Raw genomic sequence first — 24,252 nt, forward strand, 5'->3', positions numbered from 1 at the left:
GGGGGTGGCGAAGAACGTTCAGGCCGGCAGGGACGGTGCGTATTGCGCGTCCGAGTTGACCTTTTCGTGGAACTCGACCACCCGGCGCACCACCTTGACGGGATCGTCTTCGATGATGAAGAGGTCCAGGTCGTGTGCGCCGATCATGCCATTGGCCAGCACCTGGCCGCCCAGCCATTCGACCAGGCCCGACCAATATTCGCTGCCCACCAGGACGATGGGCGCGGGCGGGACCTTGCCCGTCTGGATCAGCGTCAACGCTTCGAAGAGCTCATCCAGGGTGCCGAAGCCGCCAGGCATCGCCACGTAGGCGAAGCTGTGCATGAAGAACGTGGCCTTGCGCGAAAAGAAATATTCGAACGACAGGCTGATGGTCTGGTATTCGTTGTTGTGCGCTTCGTGCGGCAGGCTGATGTTCAGCCCGATGCTGGTGCCGCCCGCCTCGAATGCACCTTTGTTGGCTGCCTCCATGATGCCGGGGCCGCCCCCGGCGATGACCGCGAACCCGGCGCCGGCGAGGGCGGCCGAGATGGCGACGGTGGTTTCATAGTGGGGGGAATTGCGACTGACTCGTGCACTGCCGAAGACGCTGACTGCGGGCCCGATGTTTGCGAGCTTGTCTGCCGCCGTCCGTATCTCTGACATAATCAGCGGAATTTGTTTGTTGGCGGGTGTTTCCGCAGTTATTGCCATATCTGCCTTTGTAACCATGAAAAAAACCTTATTACTGGTCGACGGTTCAAGTTACTTGTACCGCGCTTTCCACGCTATGCCTGATTTGCGCAATGCGCAAGGCGAACCTACGGGTGCGCTCTACGGCGTGGTGAACATGTTGCGCAAGCTTGTATCTGACCACAAGGCAGAGTATGCCGCATGTATTTTCGATGCACGCGGCAAGACCTTCCGGGACGATTTGTATCCCGAGTACAAGTCGCACCGTCCTCCCATGCCGGAGGACCTGGCCGCGCAGATCGAACCCATCCACCGCGCGGTGCGTGCGCTGGGTTGGCCGGTGCTGGCCATCGAGGGCGTGGAAGCGGACGACGTGATCGGCACGCTGGCCAAGCGCGCGGCCGAGCACGATGTGCACACCATCGTCTCCACCGGCGACAAGGACCTGGCGCAACTGGTCAACAGCCACGTCACGCTCGTCAACACCATGACCGGCGAAGTGCTGGACGAGCCCGGCGTGGTCAACAAGTTCGGCGTGCCGCCCGACCGCATCGTCGACTACCTGATGCTGGTGGGCGACACGGTGGACAACGTGCCGGGCGTGACCAAGGTCGGCCCCAAGACCGCGGTCAAGTGGCTGACGGAGTTCGGTTCCATCGACAAACTGGTCGAAGGCGCCGACGGGATCAAGGGCGTGGCCGGCAGCAACCTGCGCGAAGCCATCCCGAATTTCCCGTTGACGCGCCAGTTGCTGACCGTGAAGTACGACTGCGACCTGACCGGCCACGTCGAGAGCGTGGACGACCTGACGCCGCGTGAACGCGACGAGGCCACGCTGACCGAACTGTACGAACGCTACGGTTTCCGCACCTGGCTGCGCGACCTGACGGGCGACGCCGAGCGCGTGCCCACGGGTGATGCGCGCATTGCGGCGGAGGTGCCCGCGGCGCCCACCGAATTGGACTACCGCATCATCTCCGACTGGGCCGAATTCGACGCCTGGTTCGACAAGCTGCAGAACGCGTCCCTGGTGGCGCTGGACACCGAAACCACGTCGCTGGACCAGATGCAGGCCAAGCTTGTCGGCTTGTCCCTGGCGGTGGAGCCGGGCGTGGCCTGCTACATCCCCGTGGCGCATCGCGGCCCCGACGGCGCGACGCAATTGCCCAAGGCCGAGGTGCTGGCGCGCTTGAAGCCGTGGCTTGAAGACGCCTCGCGCGCCAAGCTGCTGCATCACGCCAAGTACGACGCGCATGTGTTCGCCAACGAAGGCATCAAGCTGGCAGGCATTGCCGAAGACACGATGCTCGAGGCGTATGTGCTGGAGTCCCATCGTGGCGTGGGCTTGAACGACCTGGCCCAGCGCTATCTGGGCCGCAGCGGCGTGTCCTACGAGGACCTCTGCGGCAAGGGCGCCAAGCAGATCGGCTTTGATGAAGTGGCCGTCGACAAGGCGGGCCACTACGCCGCCGAAGACGCGGATTTCACCTTGCAGCTGCATCAGGTGCTGCGCCCGATGGTGGCGGCCGACGAAGGGCTGAACCGCGTTTATCAGCTTGAGATCCAGGTGTCGGCGGTGCTGACCACGATCGAGCGCAACGGCGTGAAGGTGGACGCCGCCGAGCTTGGCCGCCAAAGCCACAAGCTGGGCCAGGAAATGCTGCGGCTGGAGCAAAAGGCCTATGAACTGGCCGGCCAGCCTTTCAACCTGAATTCCCCCAAGCAGTTGGGCGAGATCCTGTTCGACCGTATGCAGCTGCCGGTGGTGCGCAAGACCGCGGGCGGCGCGCCGTCCACGGACGAAGACGTGCTGACCAAGCTGGCGCAGGACTATCCGCTGCCGCAGGTGCTGCTGGAATACCGCGGCCTGTCCAAGCTGAAGTCGACCTACACCGACAAGCTGCCCCGCATGATCAACCCGGACACGGGGCGCGTGCATACGCGCTACGCGCAGGCCGCGGTGATCACGGGCCGCCTGGCGTCGTCCGATCCCAACCTGCAGAACATCCCGGTGCGCACCGAGGCCGGCCGCCGCGTGCGCGAAGCCTTCATTGCCGAGCAGGGCCTGCTGCTGTCGGCCGACTATTCGCAGATCGAGCTGCGCATCATGGCGCACGTCTCCGATGACGCCAACCTGCAGCGCGCCTTCGCCGCGGGCGAGGACATTCACCGCGCCACGGCGTCGGAAGTGTTCGGCGTGCCGCTGGCGGACGTGTCGAGCGAGCAGCGCCGCGCAGCCAAGGCCATCAACTTCGGCCTGATCTACGGCATGGGCGTGTTCGGCCTGGCGTCCAACCTGGGCATCACGCGCGATGCGGCGCAGGCGTATATCGACCGCTATTTCGCCCGCTATCCCGGCGTGGCGATGTACATGGAAAACACCCGCCGGCTGGCGCGCGAGCAAGGCTACGTGGAAACCGTGTTCGGGCGCCGCCTGCAACTGCCGGAAATCCGCGGAGCCTCGGGGCCGCGCCGCCAGGGGGCGGAACGGGCGGCCATCAATGCGCCCATGCAGGGCACCGCCGCCGACCTGATCAAGATGGCCATGGTGGCCGTGCAGGACTGGCTGGAAGCCGAAAAGCTGCAAACCCGCATGATCATGCAGGTACACGATGAACTGGTGCTGGAAGCGCCGGACGCCGAGATCGAGCTGGTCAAGGAAGCGCTGCCGCGCCTGATGTGCAGCGTGGCCGAGCTGCGCGTGCCGCTGGTTGCCGAGGTGGGCATGGGCAAGAACTGGGAACAGGCGCACTAAGCCCGCGCCTGGTCGCCCGTAGGACCGGTGGGCCGCCTTCGGGCGGCCCATTTCCGATTTTGGGATTGCAACAATATAATGTTGCGCTTCCCCCGCCTATATTGCGTCCCCCAAATGTTGCTGCTCTGGGTCCTGCTTGCCACCGTCACCGGTGGCCTTATCGCCGTCCTTGTCGCCAGCTGGCTGGCCTACAAGGTGTTTGCCCAATACCTGCATCACATGGTCAGCCTGTCGGTGGGCGTGCTGCTGTCGGTGGCGCTGTTGCACTTGCTGCCCGAAGCTTTTGAGGGGGCGGTGGGCGACGCCCATGCGCTGTTCGGCCTGATGCTGGCGTCGTTGATCGGCTTCTTCGTGCTGGAGAAGATCGCCTTGCTGCGCCATAGCCATCACCACGAGGGCGACGGCCACCATCACCACAAGGGCCACGACCACCACGAAGCGGGGCGTGGCGGGGTGCTGATCCTGATCGGCAGTTCGCTGCACAACCTGTGCGACGGCGTGCTGGTGGCGGCCGCGTTCCTGACCGATCCGCTGCTGGGCGTGCTGACGGCCGCCTCGATCATCGTGCACGAAGTGCCGCATAAGCTGAGCGACTTTGTCGTGCTTCTCAATGCAGGGCTGGCGCGCCGCCGTGCCTTTTCGCTGATCCTGTTCACCAGCTTGTGTTCAGCCGTGGGCGGCATAATAGGGTACTTCGTGCTTCAGCAGGCGCAGGGCTGGGTGCCCTATGTGCTGGTGATCGCCGCCAGCAGCTTCCTTTACATCTCGGTGGCCGACCTGATGCCGCAGATGCACGAACGGGTGTCCCTTTCGGACGCCGTCCCGCAATTGCTGCTGGTGGGCGTAGGCGTGGCGCTGATCTATAGCGTGACGACGCTGATGCACGGGCATGAGCATGGAACCGACGCCGCTCGCGGCGCGCCCCATGCGGAGCATTCCCACACACACTAGGGACGCGCACGGAAACGGGAGGCCCGGTGTCGTTGATCCCTACACAGGAGTACTCCATGAGTTTTTCCGCCGCCGCCGGCAACGTCGCTCCCACCGTCATCCATACGGACACCCAGGGCCTGGTTCACGGGGATTTCCAACTACCCGTGGCCGATGGCTCCATCGCCGCCTATTACGCCGCGCCTGAAGGCCGCCGCGACCTGCCCATCGTGCTGGTCGTGCAAGAGATCTTCGGCGTGCACGAGCACATCAAGGACATCTGCCGCCGGGTCGCCAAGGCCGGCTACCTGGCGGTGGCCGCCAATCTCTACGAGCGCCAGGGCGATGCCTCGGTCTATACCGACATCCCCAAGCTCATCGCCGAACTGGTCAGCAAGGTGCCGGACGAGCAGGTGTTCGCCGACCTGGATGCCAGCGTGGCCTGGGCCGCGCAGCACGGCGGTGACGCCCGCCGCGTGGCGGTGACCGGCTTTTGCTGGGGCGGGCGCCTGACGTGGATGTACGCCGCGCACAACCCCAACGTACGCGCCGCCGTCGCCTGGTACGGCAAGCTTAGCGTCGGCCACGGCCCGCTGATCAAGCGCTTCGCCTATGACGTGGTCAACGAGCTGCATGGCCCGGTGCTGGGGCTGTACGGCGCCAAGGACGCCAGCATCCCGGTGGCAGACATCGAGACCATGAAGACCAAGCTGGCCAACGGCAACGCCGCCGCCAAGCAGTCGGAATTCGTGGTGTACCCGGACGCCGACCACGCCTTCATGGCCGACTACCGCGCCAGCTACAAGCCCGACGCCGCCAAAGACGGCTGGAAGCGGATGGTGGAGTGGTTCCAGCGGTACCTGTAGGAGGGCGACGGTAGGATGGGTGGAGCGCGAGAGTTCTTAAGCAAGAACCCGATTATCCAGCGCGCGAAACCCATCAAGCTGCGGCGAATTCTTCGCCAGGTCAGCGACAACGCATCCGCTGCTCGATGGGTTGCGCGCGCTTGGCGGTGGTGCTTTTGCCCGCCGCCTCCCGCGCTCCACCCATCCTACGGCCTTCCGTCGTCAGGCGTGCCGCTGCCTCGTCATTAGTTCCCGGCTTCGCGTAGGCGGCTGGGAAGCAGTTCGCCGTGGCGGGCCAGCAGGGGATAGGCCGCGGCGCCCACCAGGTGGGAGTTGATCCCCTTCATGTCGCGCAGGATGTCCAGGTACAGCGCGCCGACTTCGGCGGCATCCACCTGGCCAGCCTTGATCTTCTGCAGGTGCGTGTCCGACGCCTGGGTTTCGATCGTGCGGAAGCGGGCTTTTTCACCGGCCAGCGCGCGGGCCTGGCGCAGGTCGTCGTTGACGAAGAGCGCGGCGGCCTGGCGTTCATTGGCGATCAACTGGCCCAGGGTGTCGTCCAGACTGGCGCGCTGCTCGGGCGAGAAGGTCCAGCCCTGCTTGCGCAACTTCGCCACGTGGCTGAGCAGGCCGTGGTGGGCGATGTCGCCCGCGTGGCCGATATTGCTGGTGAAGGCCAGGATGTCGTCCATGCGCTGCACGTCGTCGCGCGTCATGTTTTCCTGGTCCAGCGTGGCCAGATACGTCGTGATGGCGTTTTCCAGCTTGTCCAGCGCGGCGTCCAACTGGCGCGCCTGCACCATGCGGTGGCGGTTGTCGCGCTTGAAGCCGGCGCGGGCATAAAGCAGCAGCGTCTGCACCATGTCGGCCATGCGCAGGGCCTCGCGGGCCGCATTGCCCAGCGCCACGGCCGGCACGTCGTGCGCCCATTCATCAAGATATTGGGGACGGGAGGGATCGTTCGGGTCCGCCCGCTTGGGCAGCCAGCGGGTCAGCAGCGCGGCGTACGGGGTCAAGAGCGGCAGGAACACCAGGGCGATCACCGCGTTGAACAGCGTGTGGAAGTTGGCGACGGCGCGGGCCGGGTCGCTGGCCATTTCGCTCATCAGCGGCTGCAGCACGGGCAGCAAGAGCAGGCCGGCCAGTACGCCCAGCACCCGGGTCAGCAGGTTGCCCAGCGGCAGGCGGCGGGCGGCGGGGTCGTCGCCCGTCACGCCTTCGATCATCGGATTGATGGCGGTGCCCAGGTTGGCGCCCAGCACCAGCGCAAAGGCGACGTGGGGGGCGACCATGTGGTGGCTGGCAAGCGACATCACCAGCACGACTACGGCCACGCTGGAGTGCGCAGCCCAGGTGAAGGCGGCCGACAGCAGCACCGCGGCGACCGGCTGGGTGGCCAAGGCGTCCAGGATCATGCCCAGCATGGGGGCGGTCTGGAAGGGCTCGAACAGTTCAACCAGCTGATGCAGCGATAGCAGCAGCAGCCCCAGGCCGATGAACACCCGGCCCAGGTCGCGGGTGCGGCCGGGCGGATAGCGGCGGAACATCCACACGCCCGCCAGGATCAGGATCGGGGCGAGCGAGGTCAGGTCGAAGGACAGCAGCTGGACGATCAGCGTGGTGCCGACGTTGGCCCCCAGCATGGCGGCCAGGGCCGGCACCAGGCCGACGACCCCGCCGGCGGCAAAGCCGGTGATCATCAGGCCGGTGGCGGTGCTGCTTTGCAGGGCGGCCGTGATGCCCAGGCCGGCGGCGAAGGCGCGCAAGCGGGTGCCCAGCGCCTTGCCCAGCGCCGCGCCCAAGGCGGCCCCGAAGGCGCGCTGGACGCCGGTTTGGACCATGTGCACGCCCCAAAGCAGCAGTGCGACATATCCGGCGAAGTCAAGCAGGGTAATAAGTCCAGACATCCAGGGGTGTTCCCGTTCTTTTTATGACAAGAAATAATTCTGTAATGATCGCATGCCTGACCGGACGGGGAAACCCGTAGCCGTGATACAGCATACGCCCGGCGGGGCTTTGCTGCGCGCGGCTGTGGCTACGCGTATCATTGCCTGACTATTCTTTGATGTACTGGAGTGTTGCGTGGCCGTTTCCGTATTCGATCTGTTCAAGATAGGCATTGGCCCGTCTAGCTCCCATACGGTGGGCCCGATGCGGGCCGCCTTGCTGTTCGCGCAAGGCCTGGAACGCGACGGCCTGATGCCGCGCGTGGCCAATGTCCGTGCCGAACTCTACGGATCGCTGGGCGCCACGGGCAAGGGCCACGGCACCGACAAGGGCGTGCTGCTGGGCCTGATGGGCGAAGCCCCCGATACCGTCGACCCGGCCGCCATCGTCGGCATGGTCGCCTCGGTGCGCGCCAGCCGCCAATTGCCGCTGCTGGGCCGCTACCCGGTTCCCTTCGTGGAAAAAGAGCACATGGTGTTCTACCGCCGCGAAGCGATGGCCGAACACCCCAACGGCATGAAATTCCACGCGCTCGACGCCAATGGCGAGTCGCTGCGCGAGGCGCGCTACCTGTCGGTGGGCGGCGGCTTCGTGGTGACGGCGGGCGCTTCCAACAGCCAGGTCATCGCGGCCCACAACCAATTGCCTTACCCGTTCCGCTCGGGCCGCGAACTGCTGACCATGTGCCGCGAAAGCGGCCTGTCGGTGGCCCAGCTGATGATGCAGAACGAGCTGACCTGGCGCGAAGCCGCGGAAACCAGCAGCGGGCTGGACCGCATCTGGCAAGTCATGCAGGACTGCGTGTCGCGCGGTTGCGGCATCAACTATCCGGAAGCCGACGGCGAATTGCCCGGCCCGCTGCGGGTGCGCCGGCGCGCGCCCGAGCTCTACCGCAACCTGACGCAGCGTGCCGAGCGCACCTTGTCCGACCCCTTGTCGGTGATGGACTGGGTCAACTTGTACGCCATGGCGGTCAACGAAGAGAATGCCGCGGGTGGCCGTGTCGTGACGGCGCCGACCAACGGCGCGGCGGGCATCATCCCGGCCGTGCTGCACTATTACGACCGTTTCGTGCCGGGTTCCAACCGCGAGGGCGTGCGGGAATTCCTGCTGACCGCCGCCGCGGTGGGGCTGCTGTACAAGTACAACGCGTCGCTGTCGGGCGCCGAAGTCGGTTGTCAGGGCGAGGTGGGCGTGGCGTGTTCAATGGCAGCCGGCGGCTTGGCCGCCGCGCTGGGCGGCACGGTGGAGCAGGTTGAGAACGCCGCCGAGATCGGCATGGAACACAACCTGGGCCTGACGTGCGACCCGGTGGGCGGCCTGGTGCAGATTCCCTGTATCGAGCGCAACGCCATGGCCTCCATCAAGGCGGTGAACGCCGCTCGGATGGCGCTGCGCGGCGACGGGCAGCACTATGTGTCGCTGGATTCGGTGATCAAGACCATGCGCGAAACCGGCGCCGACATGAAGACGAAATACAAGGAAACGGCGCGCGGCGGTCTGGCGGTGAACATCGTCGAGTGCTGATGCGCGGCGGATGCCGCCCATGAAAAAAGCCCCTCCGAGGAGGGGCTTTTTTCATGGGCGGGGAAGCAGGCCAGGGCCGGCTTAGATGACCCGCGCGTTTTGCAGCGCCGCGATGCGGGCCGGGATCGGCGGGTGCGACGCGAACATGGCCGAGATGCCGCCGCGGCCGGTGATGCCCGAGGCCTCGAAGGACTTGGGCAGGTCGCCCGGTTCCAGGCCGCCCAGGCGGGCCAGGGCGCGGATCATGGGTTCGCGTGCGCCCATCAGGTGGGCCGAACCGGCGTCGGCGCGGTATTCGCGCTGACGCGAGAACCAGGCCACGATGATCGAGGCCAGCACGCCGAAAATGATCTCACAGACCAGCACGGTGATGTAGTAGCCCGGGCCGATGCCGCGTTCGTTCTTGAACACGACGCGGTCGATGAAGTAGCCGACCACGCGGGCCAGGAACACGACGAACGTGTTCACCACGCCCTGGATGAGCGTCAGCGTGACCATGTCGCCGTTGGCGATGTGGGCCACTTCGTGCGCCAGCACGGCCGCGACTTCCTCTTCGCTCATGCTTTCCAGAAGGCCCGTCGACACCGCGACCAGCGAGTCGTTCTTGAACGCGCCGGTGGCGAACGCGTTGGGGGCGCCGTCATAGATGGCGACTTCCGGGCGGCCGATGCCGGCGCGGTCGGCCAGCTGGTGCACGGTGTCGACCAGCCAGGCTTCGCGCTGGTTGCGCGGGGCGTTCGGATCCAGCACCTGCGCGCCGGTGCTCCATTTGGCCATCGGCTTGCTGATCAGCAGCGAGATGATCGCGCCCGTGAAGCCCACGACGACCGAGAAGATCAGGAGGGCGTTGAGGTTCAGGCCGTTGGCGGTGATGTAGCGGTCTACGCCCAGGATGCGCAGCGTGGCCGACAGCACGAGCATGACGGCCAGGTTGGTGATGACGAACAAGACAATGCGTTTCATGTTTTTTGTGTTCCTCTGCGAGCGGGAAATACCCGGGTTCGACATCGCGGCGGCCTGCCAGTTCCCCGACTCGCCGGCACCGCTCCCGGTGACGGAGAGTATAGTATCGCTTTCCCCTATTCCTCCCCACTTTTCCCTTAGCGCAGACCCCCAATGCAGGCTCTCTGGATGTTGCTGGCGTCCGCCATGTTCGCCATCATGGGGTCGTTCGTGAAGCTCGGTACCGAGCACGGCGCCTCCCTCCCGCAGATCGTGCTGTTCCGCGGGCTGCCTTCGGTGATCCTGCTGCTGCTGTGGGCGCGCGCCGGCCGGCAATCCATCATCCCGACCAGCTGGAAGCTGCACCTGTGGCGCAACTTGTCCGGCGTCACGTCGATGTGGCTGGGCTTTTTCGCCATCTCGCACCTGCCCCTGGCCACCGCCACCAGCCTGAACTACACCGCGCCGCTTTTCATCGCCTGTTGGATGCTGGGCTGGGGCGGCGCGCAGCGCGACCCCGTGCGCATCGTGGCGGTGGCGCTGGGCTTTCTGGGCGTGATCGCCGTGCTGCGGCCCAGTATCAACGACGACCAATGGGTGGCCGCGGTCATGGGCATGGGCGCCGGGGCCATGTCGGCGATCGCCATGATGCAGATCCGCCAACTGGGCCGGATCGGCGAACCCGAATGGCGCACCGTGCTGTTCTTTTCCGTGGCGGTCTGCGTGTCCAGCGTGGCCGGCCTGTGGTTCGAAGGCTGGGGACAGGCCGACTGGCAGGGCTACGCATCGCTCTTCGGCGTGGGCGTGGCCGGCATGTTCGGCCAGCTTGCCATGACCCGGGCCTTCGGCATGGGGTCCGCGCTGCTGACCGCCGCGCTGCAATACAGCACCATCATCTTCGCGGCCTTGCTGGGCATGGGCTTCTGGGGCGACCACCTGGACGGCGTGGCCTGGGCCGGCATGGGCTTGATCATTTCCGCGGGGCTGCTGTCGGTGTGGCGCACGATGCGCGACCCCAAGCCGGCCTGACCCGCGCCCCCTCAGACCAGGAGCACACCGAATGACGATGACACTGATTTCCGCCGCCGATCTGGCCGCGCGCCTCGATACGCCCGATGTGCGGGTCTTCGATGTGCGCCATGACCTGACCAACCACGCGGCCGGCCGCCAGGCCTATGACGCCGGCCATATCCCCGGTGCCCGTCACCTGGACCACGAGACCGAACTGGCCGCGCCGCGCACCGGCAAGAACGGCCGTCATCCCTTGCCTTCGCGCGCGGAATTGGGCGCGCTGATGGCCGCGCACGGCGTGACGCCGCAGACGCTGGTCGTCGCCTACGACGCCAGCGGCGGCATGTACGGCGCGCACCTGTGGTGGATGCTGCGCTGGTTGGGCCATGACCGTGTGGCCGTGCTGGACGGCGGCTGGCAGGCCTGGGTAGCCGCCGGACTGCCCACGTCGACCGAGGCCGCAGCGCCCGTGCAGGCCGGAAAACCCGTGGAGCCGGGCGCGTCGCTGGCGGGTGCCGTGGACGCCAATGCCGTGCTGGCCAACATTGCCCAACCCTCCTTCACCGTGATCGACGCGCGCGCCGCCAACCGCTACTGCGGCGAGGTCGAACCAATGGACCCGGTGGCTGGGCACATCCCGGGCGCGTTGAACCGCCCCAACGGCGAAAACCTGCAAGCCGACGGCCGCTTCAAGAGCGCCGACCAACTGCGCGCCGAATTCGCAAGCTTGCTGGATGGCCGCGACCCGGCATCCATCGTGCACCAATGCGGCTCGGGCATCACCGCCTGCCACAACCTGCTGTCGATGGAGATCGCGGGCCTGGCGGGATCGCGCCTGTATCCGGGCTCGTGGAGCGAGTGGTGCAGCGACCCGTCGCGTCCGGTAGCCAAGGGCGCCTGAGGCGGCCCCCATCCGTAACCCCGTCCGTAACCACATCCGTAAGCCAGGGCGATTGCCCTGGCTTTTTGCTTTGGCGCGCGTGTTTTGCCGGCAGCAGCTACCAGATCGCGGCCAGCTTCACCCGTCCCGAGACGCTTTCGGCGATTTCCAGGAAGTGGTCCAGGGGCGGCGTGGCCAGCCCGGGGACCTTGGCCATGTCGTCCCACCGCCTTAGACGAATCGCATCCGGCGCGCCCGGCATGCTGGCGAAATCCACCGCCTGGCCCGCATCGAAGCTGCCCCCCTGCAATGCCAGGCTGCGCTTGGAGTCTTCCGAGAGCGACGCTTCATATTGCGGCTCCACGTAGCAGAGGTAGCGTTTGGCTTCCACATGGAGCCGGATGGGATCCAGCACGGCCGAACTGAACAGCCCGCGCAGGAACGGCAGCACGAAATACTGGTGCTTGTCATCGATGCCGCGCAGCGTGGGTGTGCCGGGCCGGTCGGCGATCAGGTGGCCCAAGTCGTGCAGCAGGCAGGCGGTGATCAGTTGCGCGTTGGCGCCGTTGCGCTCGGCGAGCGACGCCGTCTGCAGCGCATGCCGCAAATGGCTGACGGACTCGCCATGATAGGAGCGGTGTCCGCGCTCCAGGAAAATCTGCTCGATGTCTTGCAAGGTCAAGGCCATGGTTGTCTCCTGAGTGGCCGCAAGGGGGAGAGGCGGGCAGTGACCTTCGCGGTCAGCCGGCTGCCGGCGCCATCTCCAGAAAGCGCGCGATCAATTGCACCGGTTGGCGCTCGCGCAGGCAGTACAGGTATTCGTTCATCACGATGTCGGCGCCTTCGATGTCCAGCGCCGCCAGATCGGGATGCGAGGGGATTTCACGCGACGGGATGAGGCTGATGCCCAGATCGCACAGGATGGCTTGTCGGATCGACTCCCGGCTGCCGATCTCCAGCGTGCGCCGCACGGTGACGCCGGCCGCCGCCAGGGCGTCCTCGGTCAGTTGGCGCGTCATGGAGCCGGGTTCGCGCAACAGCACCGCATGGTCAGCCAGATCGGCCAGCCGGACGCGGGTCAGGCGCGCCAGCGGGTGGTCGCGGTGCGTCACCACGCGGATCGGGTCGGCGGCGATCATCCGCCGGTACAGGTGCTTGTCATCCATCAGAAAAGATGACGTGGCAATCTCGATGCGGTAGTCGTGCAATGCCTGCAGCATCGACTGCGAATTGCCGATCGTGACGGTCAGGTCGATGCCGGGGTAGCGCTGGTTGTACCGGCGCACCGTATCCATGATGTAGAAGGGGCCGGTCGCGCCGATGCGCAGATTGCCCTCGCGCAGGTCGCTGGCGTCGCGCAGCCGGAAATCGATCTCGGTTTCCTGCTGCACCAACTTTTCCACCATCGGCATCAGGCTGTGGCCCGCGTCCGACAGGCGCATGCCGCGGCCCTGCCGGTGAAAGAGCTCGACGCCGTAACGCGACTCCAGCTGGCGCAGTTGCCCCGTCACCGTGGGTTGGCTGACACCCAGCTGGGCGGCGGCCTTGGTGACGGTGCCGCAGCGAGCCACGGCGTAGAAGGATTTGAGTTCGGCGACAAGCACGATGGTGGGGGCGGGAAAGGGACGCAATGCGCAAGACCGCCAGTACACCAAAATAATTTGATGTTTTTATTACTGCATTTGCGCGAAGTGTCATAAACACTCAATACGCGGCTTCCATACTGCCTTCGTTCCCAGACCGGAGGCACCATGCCCCAACCCAATAACGACCTTTTCCCCGCCGGGCCGCCCCAAGGGGAAAAAGCCCCCCCGGGGGGCAGAGAGCCCCAGCATGGGGCGAAGCGTGGGGGCTTTCTCACTGTCCGAAATCTCGTGAAACGGTTCGGCAGCCATACGGCGCTGGCCGATGTTTCGCTGGATATCCGGGCAGGCGAGCTGGTGTGCCTGCTGGGCCCGTCCGGTTGCGGCAAGACGACCCTGCTGCGGGCCATTGCCGGCCTGGAACGCCAGGACAGCGGCACCATCGTGCTGTCGGGCCGGGATATTTCGCATGCCGAGCCGCAAGAGCGCGACTACGGCATCCTGTTCCAGTCCTATGCGCTGTTTCCCAACCTGACCGTGGCCCAGAACGTGGCGTACGGCCTGAGCGGCAAGCGCGCCCACCGCAAGCACGTCGCCAACCGGGTCGAGGAAATGTTGACCCTGGTGGGCTTGGCCGGTGCCGCGGAAAAATATCCGGGACAGATCTCCGGCGGCCAGCAGCAGCGCGTGGCCCTGGCGCGCGCGCTGGCGCCGTCGCCGTCGCTGCTGCTGCTGGACGAACCCATGTCCGCCCTGGACGCTCGGGTGCGCGAGCACCTGCGCATCGAGCTGCGCGCCTTGCAGAAGCGCCTGTCCATCACGACTTTGATGGTGACGCATGACCAGGAAGAGGCCATGGTGATGGCCGACCGCATCGCCGTCATGAACGGCGGGGTCATCGAACAGTACGGGACGCCGCGCGAACTCTACCGCCAGCCGGAATCGGCCTTCATCGCCGACTTCGTGGGCGAGGCGAACTGGCTGCCGTTCGAACGCATCGATGCCCACCGTGCCCGCGTTGGCCGCCAGGAATTGGCTGTGGACGCGGCGCTGGACGGGCAGTCGGGCAAGCTCTTCGTGCGCCCCGAAGCGGTGCGCGTCAGCATGGCGCGCCCGGAAGAACCCAATTCGATGCTGGCTGACGTGCTGGACGGCGTGTTCCTGGGCCGCGGCTATCGCCTGGCGCTGCGTCTGGAAGGCGTGCCCGGTTCCACCGTGCATTCCATCGTGTCCCCCGAAATCGGAGACGCCCTGCTGGGCCCTCACGCTGCCAGCCGCTGCTGGGTGGAGCTGCCGCGCCATGCGATTCGCGCCTACGCTTGATTCCGCCATGACCGGATCTACCGCCGCCGAAACGGCCGCCTCCGCCCCCGTGCCTGCGGCCCCGGCCGCACCCGCGGTCGTCCTGGGCCGCCGCCCCTTGCCCGCCTGGATCGGCGCGCTGGGGCTGACGGCGGGGCAGGGCGCGCTGGTGTTGTTTCTGGTGCTGTTCCTGGCGTTGCCGCTGGCCGCGATCCTGCTCAAATCCGTCACCGATAGTGACGGCGCCTGGGCCGGCCTGTCGGTCGTGACCGGCATCATCGGCGCGGACGGATTTCTTTCCATGGTCGGGCGCAGCCTGATGGTCGGCATCGTCACGATGCTGCTGGTGGTGCCTTGCGCCTATGGATTCGCCTATGGGCTGACCCGCACGCGCCTGCCGGGCAAGGGCTTGCTGCGCACCATCGCGCTGCTGCCGCTGCTGGCCCCGTCGCTGCTGCCCGGCATTGCGCTCGTCTATCTGCTGGGCAACCAGGGCCTGCTCAAGAGCCTGACGGGGGGCGCCACCATCTACGGCTTCTGGGGCATCGTGGTGGGCGAGGCCTTCTACACCTTCCCGCATGCGCTGATGATCCTGCTGACCGGCCTGACGCTGGCCGATGGCCGCCTGTATGACGCTGCGCGAGCGATGGGCGCCGGTGCATGGCGCACGTTCCTGACCGTGACCCTGCCCGGCACGCGCTATGCCGTGTTCTCGGCCTGCTGCGTGGTGTTCACGCTGACCGTGACCGATTTCGGCGTGCCCAAGGTGGTGGGCGGGGACTACAACGTGCTGGCCATGGAGGCCTATAAGGCCGTGGTCGGCCAGCAGAATTTCCCCAAGGGCGCGGCCATCGGCATCCTGCTGCTGCTGCCCGCCTTGCTGACCTTCGTGCTGGACCGCCGGCTGCGCGCCCGTCAAGGCGCCCAGATGAGCGGCCGGGCTCAGCCTTATGTCTCGGGCGTGAACGTCCGGCGCGATGCCGCCTTCCTGGCGCTTGCCGGCGTAATGGCCGCCTTCCTGCTGGCGATCATCGGCGTGGCGGTCTGGGCGTCGTTCGTGAAGATGTGGCCGTACAACCTGTCCATGTCGCTGCGTTCCTACGATTTCGACAATATGGACGGTGGCGGCTGGCTGGCTTGGCGCAACAGCTTGCAACTGGCGTTCTGCACGGCCGTGATCGGTACGGCGGTCGTGTTCGTCGGCGCCTGGATGATGGAGAAGGTACCGGCGCGCGGCGGCGTGGCGCGCGGCCTGCGCGGCGCGGTGAGCATGTTGGCGTTGATGCCGATGGCGGTGCCGGGACTGGTGTTGGGCCTGGGCTACATCTTCTTCTTCAACAGCCTGATGAATCCGCTGAACGTGTTGTACGGCACGATGCCGCTGCTGATCCTGTGCACGGTCGTCCACTTCTACACCAGCGCGCACCTGACGGCGGCGACCGCGCTCAATGCGCTGGATCCGGAATTCGAAGCCGCGTCGGCGTCGCTGAAAGTGCCGCGCATGACGACGTTCCTGCGGGTGACCTTGCCGATGTGCCTGCCGGCGGCGCTGGACGTTGCCCGCTATCTGTTCGTTTCCGCCATGACGACCGTGTCGGCCGTGGTGTTCCTGTACAGCCCCTCCACGGTGCTGGCGGCCGTCGCCGTGCTGAACATGGACGACGCCGGCTTCATCGGTCCGGCCGCCGCCATGTGCACCGTGATCATGGCCAGTTCCGCCGTCGCGGCCCTGGTGCTGCACCTGGCCAGCCGTGCGTTGGTGGCGCGCAGCCAGGCCTGGCGCCGCCCCGTGGCCTCTTGAACGCTTATTTCTAGGATGACCCTCATGACTGCTGTTTCCCCTTTGCCCGTCCAACTGGAAGCCGTGATCTTCGACTGGGCCGGCACGCTGGTCGACTTCGGATCCTTCGCGCCCACCAAGGTGTTCGTGGATGCGTTCTCGCAATTCGGCATGGACGTGTCGTTGAAAGAGGCCCGCGGCCCGATGGGCATGGGCAAGTGGGATCACATCCGCGCCCTGTGCGACCAGCCCGCCATCGCCAGCCAGTACCAGGCCCAGTTCGGCCGGCTGCCGACCGATGACGACGTGACCGCCATCTATGAACGCTTTTTGCCGATGCAGCTGGAAAAGGTCGCGCAGTATTCGGCGGCTATTCCCGGCGCGGCCGAACTGCTGCGCGCGCTGCGCCAGCACGGCCTGAAGATCGGATCCTGCTCCGGCTATCCGAACAGCGTCATGCGCCGCGTCGTCGAGCGCGCTGCCTCCGAAGGTCTGGAGCCCGATTGCATCGTGGCCAGCGACGACGTGCCGCGCGCACGTCCGGCGCCGGCGATGGCGCTGAAGAACGTTGTGGAGCTGGGCCTGTCGGACGTCGCCGGCTGCATCAAGGTTGACGACACCTCACCCGGCATTGAAGAAGGCCGCCGCGCCGGCATGTGGACGGTGGGGCTGCTGTTGTCCGGCAACGCCGCCGGCTTGACGCTGGACGAATACCTGAGCCTGGACGAAGCGGGGCGCGACAAGGCGCGCGCCGAGGCGACCCGCGAACTCTCGACCGTCGCGCCGCACTACCTGATCGATACGGTGGCCGACCTGCCGGCCGTCGTGACCGATATCGAAGCCCGTCTGGCACGAGGCGAACGGCCCTGAACTAGATCCTGACCGGCCGGCGCCGCCGGCCACATTCCTCTCTTTCACACCGCGTACCGCAGCCGGCAACCGCCGGCAGCGGGGGCGACTCTCACCCTTTTTTTTCCGCTCATCCACGGAGTTCCTCATGAATCGCTACAAGCTGCTTGCACTGGCCGCCGCCCTGACGGGCGTGATGGGCGCCGCCTCCGCCGAGACCACGCTGACGGTCTACACCGCGCTCGAAGCCGACCAGATCAAGGTCTACCAGGCCGCGTTCGAGCGCGCGAATCCCGACATCAAGATCCAGTGGGTCCGTGACTCCACCGGCATCATCGCCGCCAAGCTGCTGGCCGAAAAGAGCAACCCCAAGGCCGACGTCATCTGGGGCCTGGCTGGCACGGCGCTGGGCCTGATGGACAAGGAAGGCATGCTGCAACCCTATGCGCCCAAGGGCCTGGACCAGATCGCCGCCAACATGCGCGACGCCAAGGCCGAGCCGTCGTGGGTCGGCATGGACGGCTACGCCGCCGCCATCTGCTTCAACACCATCGAAGCCGAAAAGCAGAAGCTGCCCAAGCCCACGTCGTGGGAAGACCTGACCAAGCCGGTCTATGCCGGCAAGATCGTCATGCCGAACCCGGCTTCCTCGGGCACGGGCTTCCTGGACGTCAGCGCGTGGCTGCAGATCTTCGGTGAAGAGAAGGGCTGGGCCTACATGGACGCCCTGCACAAGAACATCGGTTCGTACACGCACTCCGGTTCGAAGCCGTGCAACATGGCGGCCGCGGGCGAGTTCCCGATCGGCGTGTCGTTCGACTACCGCGCCGCCAAGCTGAAGGCCGACGGCGCGCCGGTCGAAGCCGTGTTCCCGTCGGAAGGCCTGGGCTGGGAAGTCGAAGCCACCGCCATCATGAAGGGCACGAAGAACCTGGAAGCCGCCCGCAAGCTGGCCGACTTCTCGGCCAGCCGCGAAGCCAACGAGCTGTACAAGGCCAACTTCGCGGTGCTGGCGATCCCGTCCATCGCCACGGTGAACCCCAACCTGCCGGCCGACCTGACCAAGCGCATGATCAAGAACGATTTCGTGTGGGCCGCCACGAACCGCGAACGCATCATCGCCGAATGGACCAAGCGCTACGACGGCAAGTCCGAGCCGAAGAAGAAGTAAGCGTCCGTCAACGCGGCAGCGCGGCTTGCCCCGCGCCGCCGCCCGTCGGGGAAGCGCCGCAGCGCGGAGGCTTCCCCCGCTATTCCTCCAGCAATGTTCCCAAGATGAAAACTTACGACGTAATCGTGGTGGGCGCAGGGATGCTCGGCATCGCGCACGCCTGGGCAGCCGCCAAGCGCGGCTTGTCGGTGGCCGTGATCGAACGCAGCCGCCAGGCGCACGGCGCCACGATCCGCAATTTCGGCCAGGTCATCGTGACCGGCCAGCCGCCCGGCATGATGCTGTCGCATGCGCAGCAGGCCCGGGAGCTGTGGCTGGATCTGGCCGCCAAGGCCGGCTTCCATGTGCGCGCCAATGGCGCCCTGGTGCTGGCCCGCAATGCCGATGAGGCCACCGTGCTCGAGGAGTTTGCGGACACCCGCCTGAAGCAGGAAGGCTATCGCGCCGACCTCCTGTCGGCCCGCGACGTGGCCGGCCTGTACGACGGCCAATTGGCGCACCACTGCATGGGGCTGCGCGGCCATGACGACTTGCAGATCTACTCCCGCGAGGCCTTGCCGGCGATCACGCGCTATCTGGCGGAAGCCCTGGGCGTGACCTTCATCACCGGCACGCTCGCGCGCGCCGTGGAAAACGGCCTGGTCGGCACGACCGCCGGCGATTTCCAGGGCAAGCACGTGTTCGTGTGCCCCGGCCACGACTACCTGACCCTGTTGCCCGAACGCTTCGCGCCGCTGAACCTGGAAATCACCCGGCTGCAGATGCTGCGCGCGGCGTTCGAGACGAACCCCGTTGCGCTGGACCGTCCGTTGCTGACGGGCTTGTCCTGCGTGCACTACGGCGCTTTTTCGGATTTGCCGTCGGCGCAAGTCCTGCGCGACGTGATCCAGGCGCGCACGCCGATGCTGTTGGAAAACGGCATCCACCTGCTGATCAGCCCCACGCCTTATGGCGAACTGATCATCGGGGATTCGCACCGCTATGGCCAGGATGCGTTCCCGTTCAATGACGAGGCGGTCGACAACGCCATGCTGGACCTGGCGTCGCAGGCCCTGGGCGCGCGCTTGCGCGTAGTGGAGCGCTGGCAGGGCGTGTATGGCGCCCACGGTCCGGCGCCGTTCTCGGTGATGCCGGTGGACGCGGCCACGACCGTGGCGGTCATGCACTCCGGCGTCGGCATGACGGTGGGGCTGGCGATCGGCGAACGCACGGTGGCAGGCGCGATCGGGTAGGGGGCGCTTGCGCCGCGCGCAATGAAAAGGGCCTCGCGATCTGCGAGGCCCTTGTTCCGGCTGCGGCAAGCCCTGCGTAGACAGAACCTGCGCTTACACGTCCTGCATGATGCGTCGGTACCACTCGTGGAAGTGCTGCATGCCGTCTTCCATCGGCGACTGGTAGGGGCCGGCCTCGTTCACGCCGCGTAGCATCAGGGCCTTGCGGCCCGCATCCATGCGTTCGGCGATTTCGTCGTCTTCGATGGCCGTTTCCATGTAGGCGGCGCGCTGCGCCTCGACGAATTCGCGCTCGAACGCCGAGATTTCCTCGGGGTAGTAGAACTCGACGACGTTGATTGTTTCCTGCGGGCTCTTCGGATACAGCGTGGACAGCACCAGCACGTGCGGATAGAGCTCGATCATGTGGGTCGGGAAATACGTGACCCACACTGCGCCGAAATCCGGCGCGTCGCCGTCGCGGAACGACAGCAGGCGGTCGTGCCACTGCTTGTAGATGTCCGAACCGGGTTGCGCCAGCGCATTGTGCACGCCGACCTTCTGCAGGCTGTACCAGTCGTTGAATTCCCAGGTCAGGTCGTCGCAGGTGACGAAGCGGCCCAAGCCGGGGTGGAACGGACCGACGTGGTAATCCTCAAGATAGACCTCGATGAAGGTCTTCCAGTTGTAGTTGCACTGATGCACCTCGACATGGTCGAGCACGTAGTCGCCGAAGTTGAACTCGGGACGCGAGAACAGCGGAGCCATGTCGGAGGCCGGATCGCGCGGGCCTTCGAACAGCAGGCCGTGGCAATCGCGCAGCCGGAACTTCTGCAAGTTCATGCAGGGCGTGGTCTCGAACTGCGGCGCGCCCAACAACTCGCCCTGGTTGTTGTACGTCCAGCGGTGCAATGGACAAACGATGTTGCCGCCAGTGGCTTTCAGATTGCCCTGGGAATTGCAGTTGCCGGCCACATTGCCGGCCTCGCCGCCCAGCATCAACGCCTGGCGGTGACGGCAGACATTTGAGATGAGTTCAACGCCTTGCTGGTTGCGAACCAGCACGCGTCCTGCGTTTTCCTGAACCAACGTACGCCAATCCCCGATCTCGGGCACCAATTTCTGATGGCCGACGTATTGCGAGGATTGCTTGAAAATGAGTTCTTGCTCGCGGGCAAAGAGGGCTTCGTCAAAATAAGCACTGACGGGTAGCTGGGTGCGAGCTGGCACGACATGTGCCATCCGACCGATGTCGGTCATGATTCCCTCCGCTCGGATAAAAAAGCCAGGACGGTTTGAGCTCTGCCAAGCGCTTTTGTTTCAAGCCCAGCGATTTTGCGAACTGCTTGTGCAAACGCTTGAGCTCAACAGTCGAGCTTGGCTAAATCCGTGCTGGCGCGAAGAAAAATCGGTGTCTGGCCGATCAAATAAGCCGTGAATTGTACCCCAAGGGATTCCCCTACGCCCGTGAAGATCCGTGAAGCTTGGTGAAGTTATGGAGGGGGATGTTTGGCCAGGTGCGAAACCCGATTAACCCTTCACGGCGTAGGTCTTTCAGACGAGCCGGCGGGTCGCCGGATGGCGCCTGAGCAGCCAGCTGCTGGCTGCCGACAGGCCGAAGACGGCAAGCGTCAGCAGCGGCACCGTCCAGGCATCGCGATCGCCGCCCGTGAATGCGCCGGCGCGGCGCGCCACGTCCAGGAACACCGGGTGGATCAGATACACGCCGAACGTCAGCGGTGCCAGCGCGGCCAGCCGCGGCAACCGGGGCGAGGACACGATCCACTGGAATGCGGCCAGCGACATGAACGGCACGGTCAGGCTGAAGTAGTCGTAGAAGTAGGTGTCCAGCGTGTGGCCGTTGGACATGGCCGTCACGCCCAGCGCGGTGGCGGCGACGCTGGCCGCCAGCATCAGGCCCGGCCGGGGGATGCGCATTTCGCCGTCGAAGATCAGGCGGCCGGCCACGAAGTAGCCCAGATAGGGCAGGAACCAGGTCAGGAAGAAACCGTGCGGCGCGCCCAGCGCACGGCGATACAGCGCGTCCAGGATCGCCACGCCCAGGATGCCCACCACCCAGAGCGACCGGCCGCGGGGCGTGCTGCGGGCATACAGCATGCGGGCCAGCGGGGCGAAGAGGTACAGCCCCACGATCATGTACAGGTACCAGAGGTGGTAATACGGTTCGCCCTGGACGACTTTGCGCGGCCAGAAGGAAAAGTCGACGCGCCCGTCGTCCCACCAGTCCAGCCCCGTGCGCCACGTCAGGTAGAACAGGGTCCAGAACACCAGCGGCGCGCAGATGCGCGCCATGCGACGGCTGTAGAACTTGAGGGCGTCCTGGGGCTTGCCGGGATCCAGCAGCAATGCGCCGCTGACCATGACAAAGACAGGCACGCACCAGCGCGCCGCGGAGTCATACAAGTTGGCGGCCAGCCACGCGCCGCCGCCATAGGCGGCCGGGTCGCTGACGATCAGCGCCGCGCTGTGCAGCAGGACGACTGCCACGGCCGCCAGCCAGCGGGCGGCGTCCAGGCGGGCGTATCGGTCTTCGGTATCAGGCATCCGGGCTCCCGCTGGTGAATCTTCTTCACCTTAGCAGCGGCATGCGCCCGGTTTCTGTATCCAGCGGTTAGGCAAGGCGTAAAAAACCGACAGGACCCGGGTGGGCGCTGTCGGGGGAAAGGGCGACGGGCCGAGTGGCCTGCCGCCGTTTCGCGGGCCGGCAAGACCGCGAACGATTTGTCACTAAACCGTTGGCGCGGAGCCGTGCGCGCTTATTGCAGGACGATGTTGGCCTGCTTGATCAGTTGCGACACGATGGGCTGTTCGGTCTTGATCTGCTTGTCCAATTCGGCCGCCGTGCCTGAACGCGGGTCGATGCCCATGTCCAGCATGCGCTTCTTCACGGCCTCGTCCTGCAGGGTTTCGGTCAGCGCGGCCTGCAACTTCGCCAGGACCGGAGCCGGGGTGCCCTTGGGCGCCACGAAGCTGAACCAGGCGGTCATGTCGAAGGCGGGGTAGCCCTCTTCGGCCAGCGTCTGCAGTTTCGGCAGCGTCGCCAGCCGCGACGGGCTGGTGATGGCGAAGACCTTGACCTTGCCTGCGTCTGCCTGCGGCATGCCGGTGGCGACCATGTCGAAGAACAGGTCGACGTCGCCGCTGATCAGGGCGGGCAGGGCCTGGGTCGCGCCCTTGAAGGGCACGTGCAGGATGTCGATGCCGGCGCGTTCCTTGAACAGTTCGCCGGCCAGGTGCGACGACGTGCCGGGCCCGAAGGTCGCGAACGTCAGCTTGCCCGGGTTCTGCTTGGCGTAGGCCACGACGTCCTGCGTACTGTTGAAAGGCCGCTTGGGGCTGGACAGCAGCACCAGCGGGCCGACGCCCACCATGCCGATTGGCGAGAAACTGTCCGGGTCGTAAGGCAGTTCCTTGTACAGATAGCGGTTCGTCACCAGCGTGGAGTTCGTGGCCATCAGGATGGTGTAGCCGTCGGGCTGTTCCCGCGAGACGAACGCCGCCCCGATGGACGTGCCGGCGCCCGCCTTGTTCTCCACGATCATGGGCTGGCCCAGCGTCTTGGCCATGCGTTCGGCCAGGATGCGGGTCAGCACATCGGTGGCGCCGCCGGCCGGGAAGGGCGAGACGACTTTAATCGGCCGGGCCGGATACGTGTCGGCCTGCGCGCCCAGTGCGGCGGCGCTAAGCAATACGGTGGCCAACAGTTTGATGCTCGTGCGAATCATGTTTTCCCCTTGGAATCGCGTGCGTGAGTGGATCGCCGGGCTTGGCTTGACCGGGCCGCGCTGCGGGAAGCATCGCGGGGGCTTGCCAAGTCTCCTTGGATCATTTAAATTCCGTTATATGGAATTTAGTTTTGTTATTCGAAATAAACTATAAAAACGAAGCGAATAGAAATGCAATCTTTTTCTGACACCAAGCGCGTCATCCACGCCGCCACCAAGCCCGACGAGACGCTGGAACTCAGCCAGCCGGCGCGGCGCAAACGCACGGCCGGCGTGGGCGAGGGGGCCAATTCGCCCGACTTCATCACCGCGCTGGCGCGGGGGCTGGACGTGCTGCGGTGTTTTCGCCACGGCGTGACCGCGTTGGGCAATCTGGACCTGGCGCGCCTGACCGGCCTGCCCAAGCCCACCATCAGCCGCATCACCTACACGCTGACCGAGCTGGGCTACCTGCGCTATCACCCCGATACCGGCAAGTATTCGCCCGGCTATGGCGTGCTGGCGCTGGGCTTTGGCCTGCTGGCAGGCCTGGAGGTACGCGAACTGGCCAAGGCCTCGATGACCGAATTGGCTCGGGACACCGGCGGCGCGGTTGCGCTCGGCGCTTTTGATGGCGATGCGATGACCTATGTCGAGGCCATCCACGGGTCCTCCGCGCTGTACTTGCGGCTGCCCGTCGGCTATCGCGCCAGCCTGGACAGCGCGATGGGTCGGGCGTATCTGGCCAGCCTGCCTGCCAGCGCGTGCGACGAGGTGATGGCGCGCCTGGGGGCCGCCGCACCCCCTGTCGACGCCATTGCCCGCGCCCGCCAGGAACTGCAGGAATCGGGCTGCTGCTTCGCCATTGGCGAGTGGCAGTCGGGCATCAATGCCGTCGCCGTGCCGTTCACGTCCATCACGGGTGAAGGCGTCTTCGTGATGAGCTGCGGCGGCCCCGCCAGCCTGTTGCCGGAACCGGACTTGCGCACGCGCGTGGGGCCCGCGCTGCGCGCGGCGATCGCGGGTCTTGCGGGGGCGTCGGCCTGATCGTCCGGGCGCAGGCGGGCCCGGCGTGGCTATCTCGTACAATTCAGAGATTGATCCACCCCTAGCGCCCTCGGA

20 protein-coding genes are annotated in these 24,252 nt (G+C 66.0%); 12 read left to right on the forward strand and 8 right to left on the reverse strand.

Features of this window, described 5'->3' with window-relative positions; translation table 11 throughout:
• Positions 1-18: 18 nt before the first annotated feature.
• A complete protein-coding gene (locus AC27VE_RS19020) occupies positions 19-711 on the reverse strand; it encodes an LOG family protein (protein ID WP_446678354.1) in 693 nt (230 codons plus the stop codon).
• On the opposite strand from AC27VE_RS19020, the gene polA reads away from it, so the two are divergent.
• The 3 genes from polA (at position 710) to AC27VE_RS19035 (ending at position 5,223) form a co-directional block, all read left to right on the forward strand.
• Positions 710-3,427, forward strand: a complete 2,718-nt coding sequence (polA, locus tag AC27VE_RS19025; RefSeq protein WP_088590216.1) for a DNA polymerase I — start codon at positions 710-712, stop codon at positions 3,425-3,427. The two genes, AC27VE_RS19020 and polA, sit on opposite strands and share 2 nt — an antisense overlap.
• Positions 3,428-3,541: 114 nt before the next feature.
• On the forward strand, positions 3,542-4,378 hold the full coding sequence (locus tag AC27VE_RS19030; RefSeq protein WP_035213206.1) for a ZIP family metal transporter: 837 nt from the start codon (positions 3,542-3,544) through the stop codon (positions 4,376-4,378).
• Between the two features lie 56 nt (positions 4,379-4,434).
• Complete coding sequence (locus tag AC27VE_RS19035) at positions 4,435-5,223, forward strand: dienelactone hydrolase family protein (RefSeq protein WP_006225072.1); 789 nt, start codon at positions 4,435-4,437, stop codon at positions 5,221-5,223.
• Between the two features lie 224 nt (positions 5,224-5,447).
• Here AC27VE_RS19035 and AC27VE_RS19040 read toward each other — a convergent pair whose 3' ends face one another.
• Positions 5,448-7,109, reverse strand: a complete 1,662-nt coding sequence (locus tag AC27VE_RS19040) for a Na/Pi cotransporter family protein (RefSeq protein WP_006225071.1) — start codon at positions 7,107-7,109, stop codon at positions 5,448-5,450.
• Between the two features lie 175 nt (positions 7,110-7,284).
• On the opposite strand from AC27VE_RS19040, the gene AC27VE_RS19045 reads away from it, so the two are divergent.
• Positions 7,285-8,676 (forward strand): L-serine ammonia-lyase, encoded by a 1,392-nt coding sequence (locus AC27VE_RS19045; RefSeq protein ID WP_088590219.1) that lies wholly within the window; start codon positions 7,285-7,287, stop codon positions 8,674-8,676.
• Positions 8,677-8,757: 81 nt separating this feature from the next.
• On the opposite strand, the gene htpX is transcribed toward AC27VE_RS19045, so the two are convergent.
• Entirely contained in the window at positions 8,758-9,639 is an 882-nt protein-coding gene (gene htpX / locus AC27VE_RS19050) for a protease HtpX (RefSeq protein WP_006225069.1), read from the reverse strand.
• Between the two features lie 153 nt (positions 9,640-9,792).
• Between htpX and AC27VE_RS19055 the strand changes: the two genes are divergently transcribed.
• Positions 9,793-10,647 (forward strand): DMT family transporter, encoded by an 855-nt coding sequence (locus AC27VE_RS19055; protein ID WP_035213204.1) that lies wholly within the window; start codon positions 9,793-9,795, stop codon positions 10,645-10,647.
• A 31-nt stretch (positions 10,648-10,678) separates the two neighbouring features.
• Complete coding sequence (locus AC27VE_RS19060; RefSeq protein WP_488704699.1) at positions 10,679-11,530, forward strand: sulfurtransferase; 852 nt, start codon at positions 10,679-10,681, stop codon at positions 11,528-11,530.
• A gap of 97 nt (positions 11,531-11,627) precedes the next feature.
• Here the strand turns inward: AC27VE_RS19060 and AC27VE_RS19065 are convergent, their stop codons facing one another.
• Together AC27VE_RS19065 and AC27VE_RS19070 are read right to left on the reverse strand one after the other, a co-directional pair.
• Complete coding sequence (locus AC27VE_RS19065; protein WP_054423586.1) at positions 11,628-12,197, reverse strand: phosphonate degradation HD-domain oxygenase; 570 nt, start codon at positions 12,195-12,197, stop codon at positions 11,628-11,630.
• Between the two features lie 52 nt (positions 12,198-12,249).
• Entirely contained in the window at positions 12,250-13,113 is an 864-nt protein-coding gene (locus tag AC27VE_RS19070) for a LysR family transcriptional regulator (protein WP_315135248.1), read from the reverse strand.
• 270 nt (positions 13,114-13,383) lie between these two features.
• Here AC27VE_RS19070 and AC27VE_RS19075 point away from each other — a divergent pair, with 270 nt between their 5' ends.
• The 5 genes from AC27VE_RS19075 to AC27VE_RS19095 all read left to right on the forward strand — a co-directional run bounded on the left by AC27VE_RS19075 (position 13,384) and on the right by AC27VE_RS19095 (position 19,426).
• Positions 13,384-14,415 (forward strand): putative 2-aminoethylphosphonate ABC transporter ATP-binding protein, encoded by a 1,032-nt coding sequence (locus AC27VE_RS19075; RefSeq protein ID WP_088590221.1) that lies wholly within the window; start codon positions 13,384-13,386, stop codon positions 14,413-14,415.
• Between the two features lie 7 nt (positions 14,416-14,422).
• Complete coding sequence (locus tag AC27VE_RS19080) at positions 14,423-16,195, forward strand: putative 2-aminoethylphosphonate ABC transporter permease subunit (protein ID WP_427960523.1); 1,773 nt, start codon at positions 14,423-14,425, stop codon at positions 16,193-16,195.
• Positions 16,196-16,210: 15 nt separating this feature from the next.
• The gene (phnX, locus tag AC27VE_RS19085; RefSeq protein ID WP_488704700.1) at positions 16,211-17,044 is read left to right on the forward strand and encodes a phosphonoacetaldehyde hydrolase; all 834 of its coding nucleotides are present in this window, start codon (positions 16,211-16,213) and stop codon (positions 17,042-17,044) included.
• A gap of 127 nt (positions 17,045-17,171) precedes the next feature.
• Entirely contained in the window at positions 17,172-18,194 is a 1,023-nt protein-coding gene (locus tag AC27VE_RS19090) for a putative 2-aminoethylphosphonate ABC transporter substrate-binding protein (RefSeq protein WP_088590223.1), read from the forward strand.
• 104 nt (positions 18,195-18,298) lie between these two features.
• A complete protein-coding gene (locus AC27VE_RS19095) occupies positions 18,299-19,426 on the forward strand; it encodes a TIGR03364 family FAD-dependent oxidoreductase (RefSeq protein ID WP_424625708.1) in 1,128 nt (375 codons plus the stop codon).
• Between the two features lie 93 nt (positions 19,427-19,519).
• On the opposite strand, the gene AC27VE_RS19100 is transcribed toward AC27VE_RS19095, so the two are convergent.
• From AC27VE_RS19100 to AC27VE_RS19110, 3 genes are all read right to left on the reverse strand, one after another.
• The gene (locus tag AC27VE_RS19100) at positions 19,520-20,665 is read right to left on the reverse strand and encodes an aromatic ring-hydroxylating oxygenase subunit alpha (RefSeq protein ID WP_488704701.1); all 1,146 of its coding nucleotides are present in this window, start codon (positions 20,663-20,665) and stop codon (positions 19,520-19,522) included.
• 294 nt (positions 20,666-20,959) lie between these two features.
• On the reverse strand, positions 20,960-21,970 hold the full coding sequence (locus AC27VE_RS19105; RefSeq protein ID WP_280025331.1) for an acyltransferase: 1,011 nt from the start codon (positions 21,968-21,970) through the stop codon (positions 20,960-20,962).
• 212 nt (positions 21,971-22,182) lie between these two features.
• A complete protein-coding gene (locus tag AC27VE_RS19110; protein WP_424625710.1) occupies positions 22,183-23,151 on the reverse strand; it encodes a Bug family tripartite tricarboxylate transporter substrate binding protein in 969 nt (322 codons plus the stop codon).
• 171 nt (positions 23,152-23,322) lie between these two features.
• Between AC27VE_RS19110 and AC27VE_RS19115 the strand changes: the two genes are divergently transcribed.
• Positions 23,323-24,177 carry an IclR family transcriptional regulator gene (locus tag AC27VE_RS19115; protein ID WP_315135114.1) on the forward strand — a complete coding sequence of 285 codons (855 nt, stop codon included), beginning with the start codon at positions 23,323-23,325 and terminating at the stop codon, positions 24,175-24,177.
• Positions 24,178-24,252 lie beyond the last annotated feature (75 nt).

This window comes from Achromobacter sp. 18P8.1.1 (assembly GCF_057799415.1).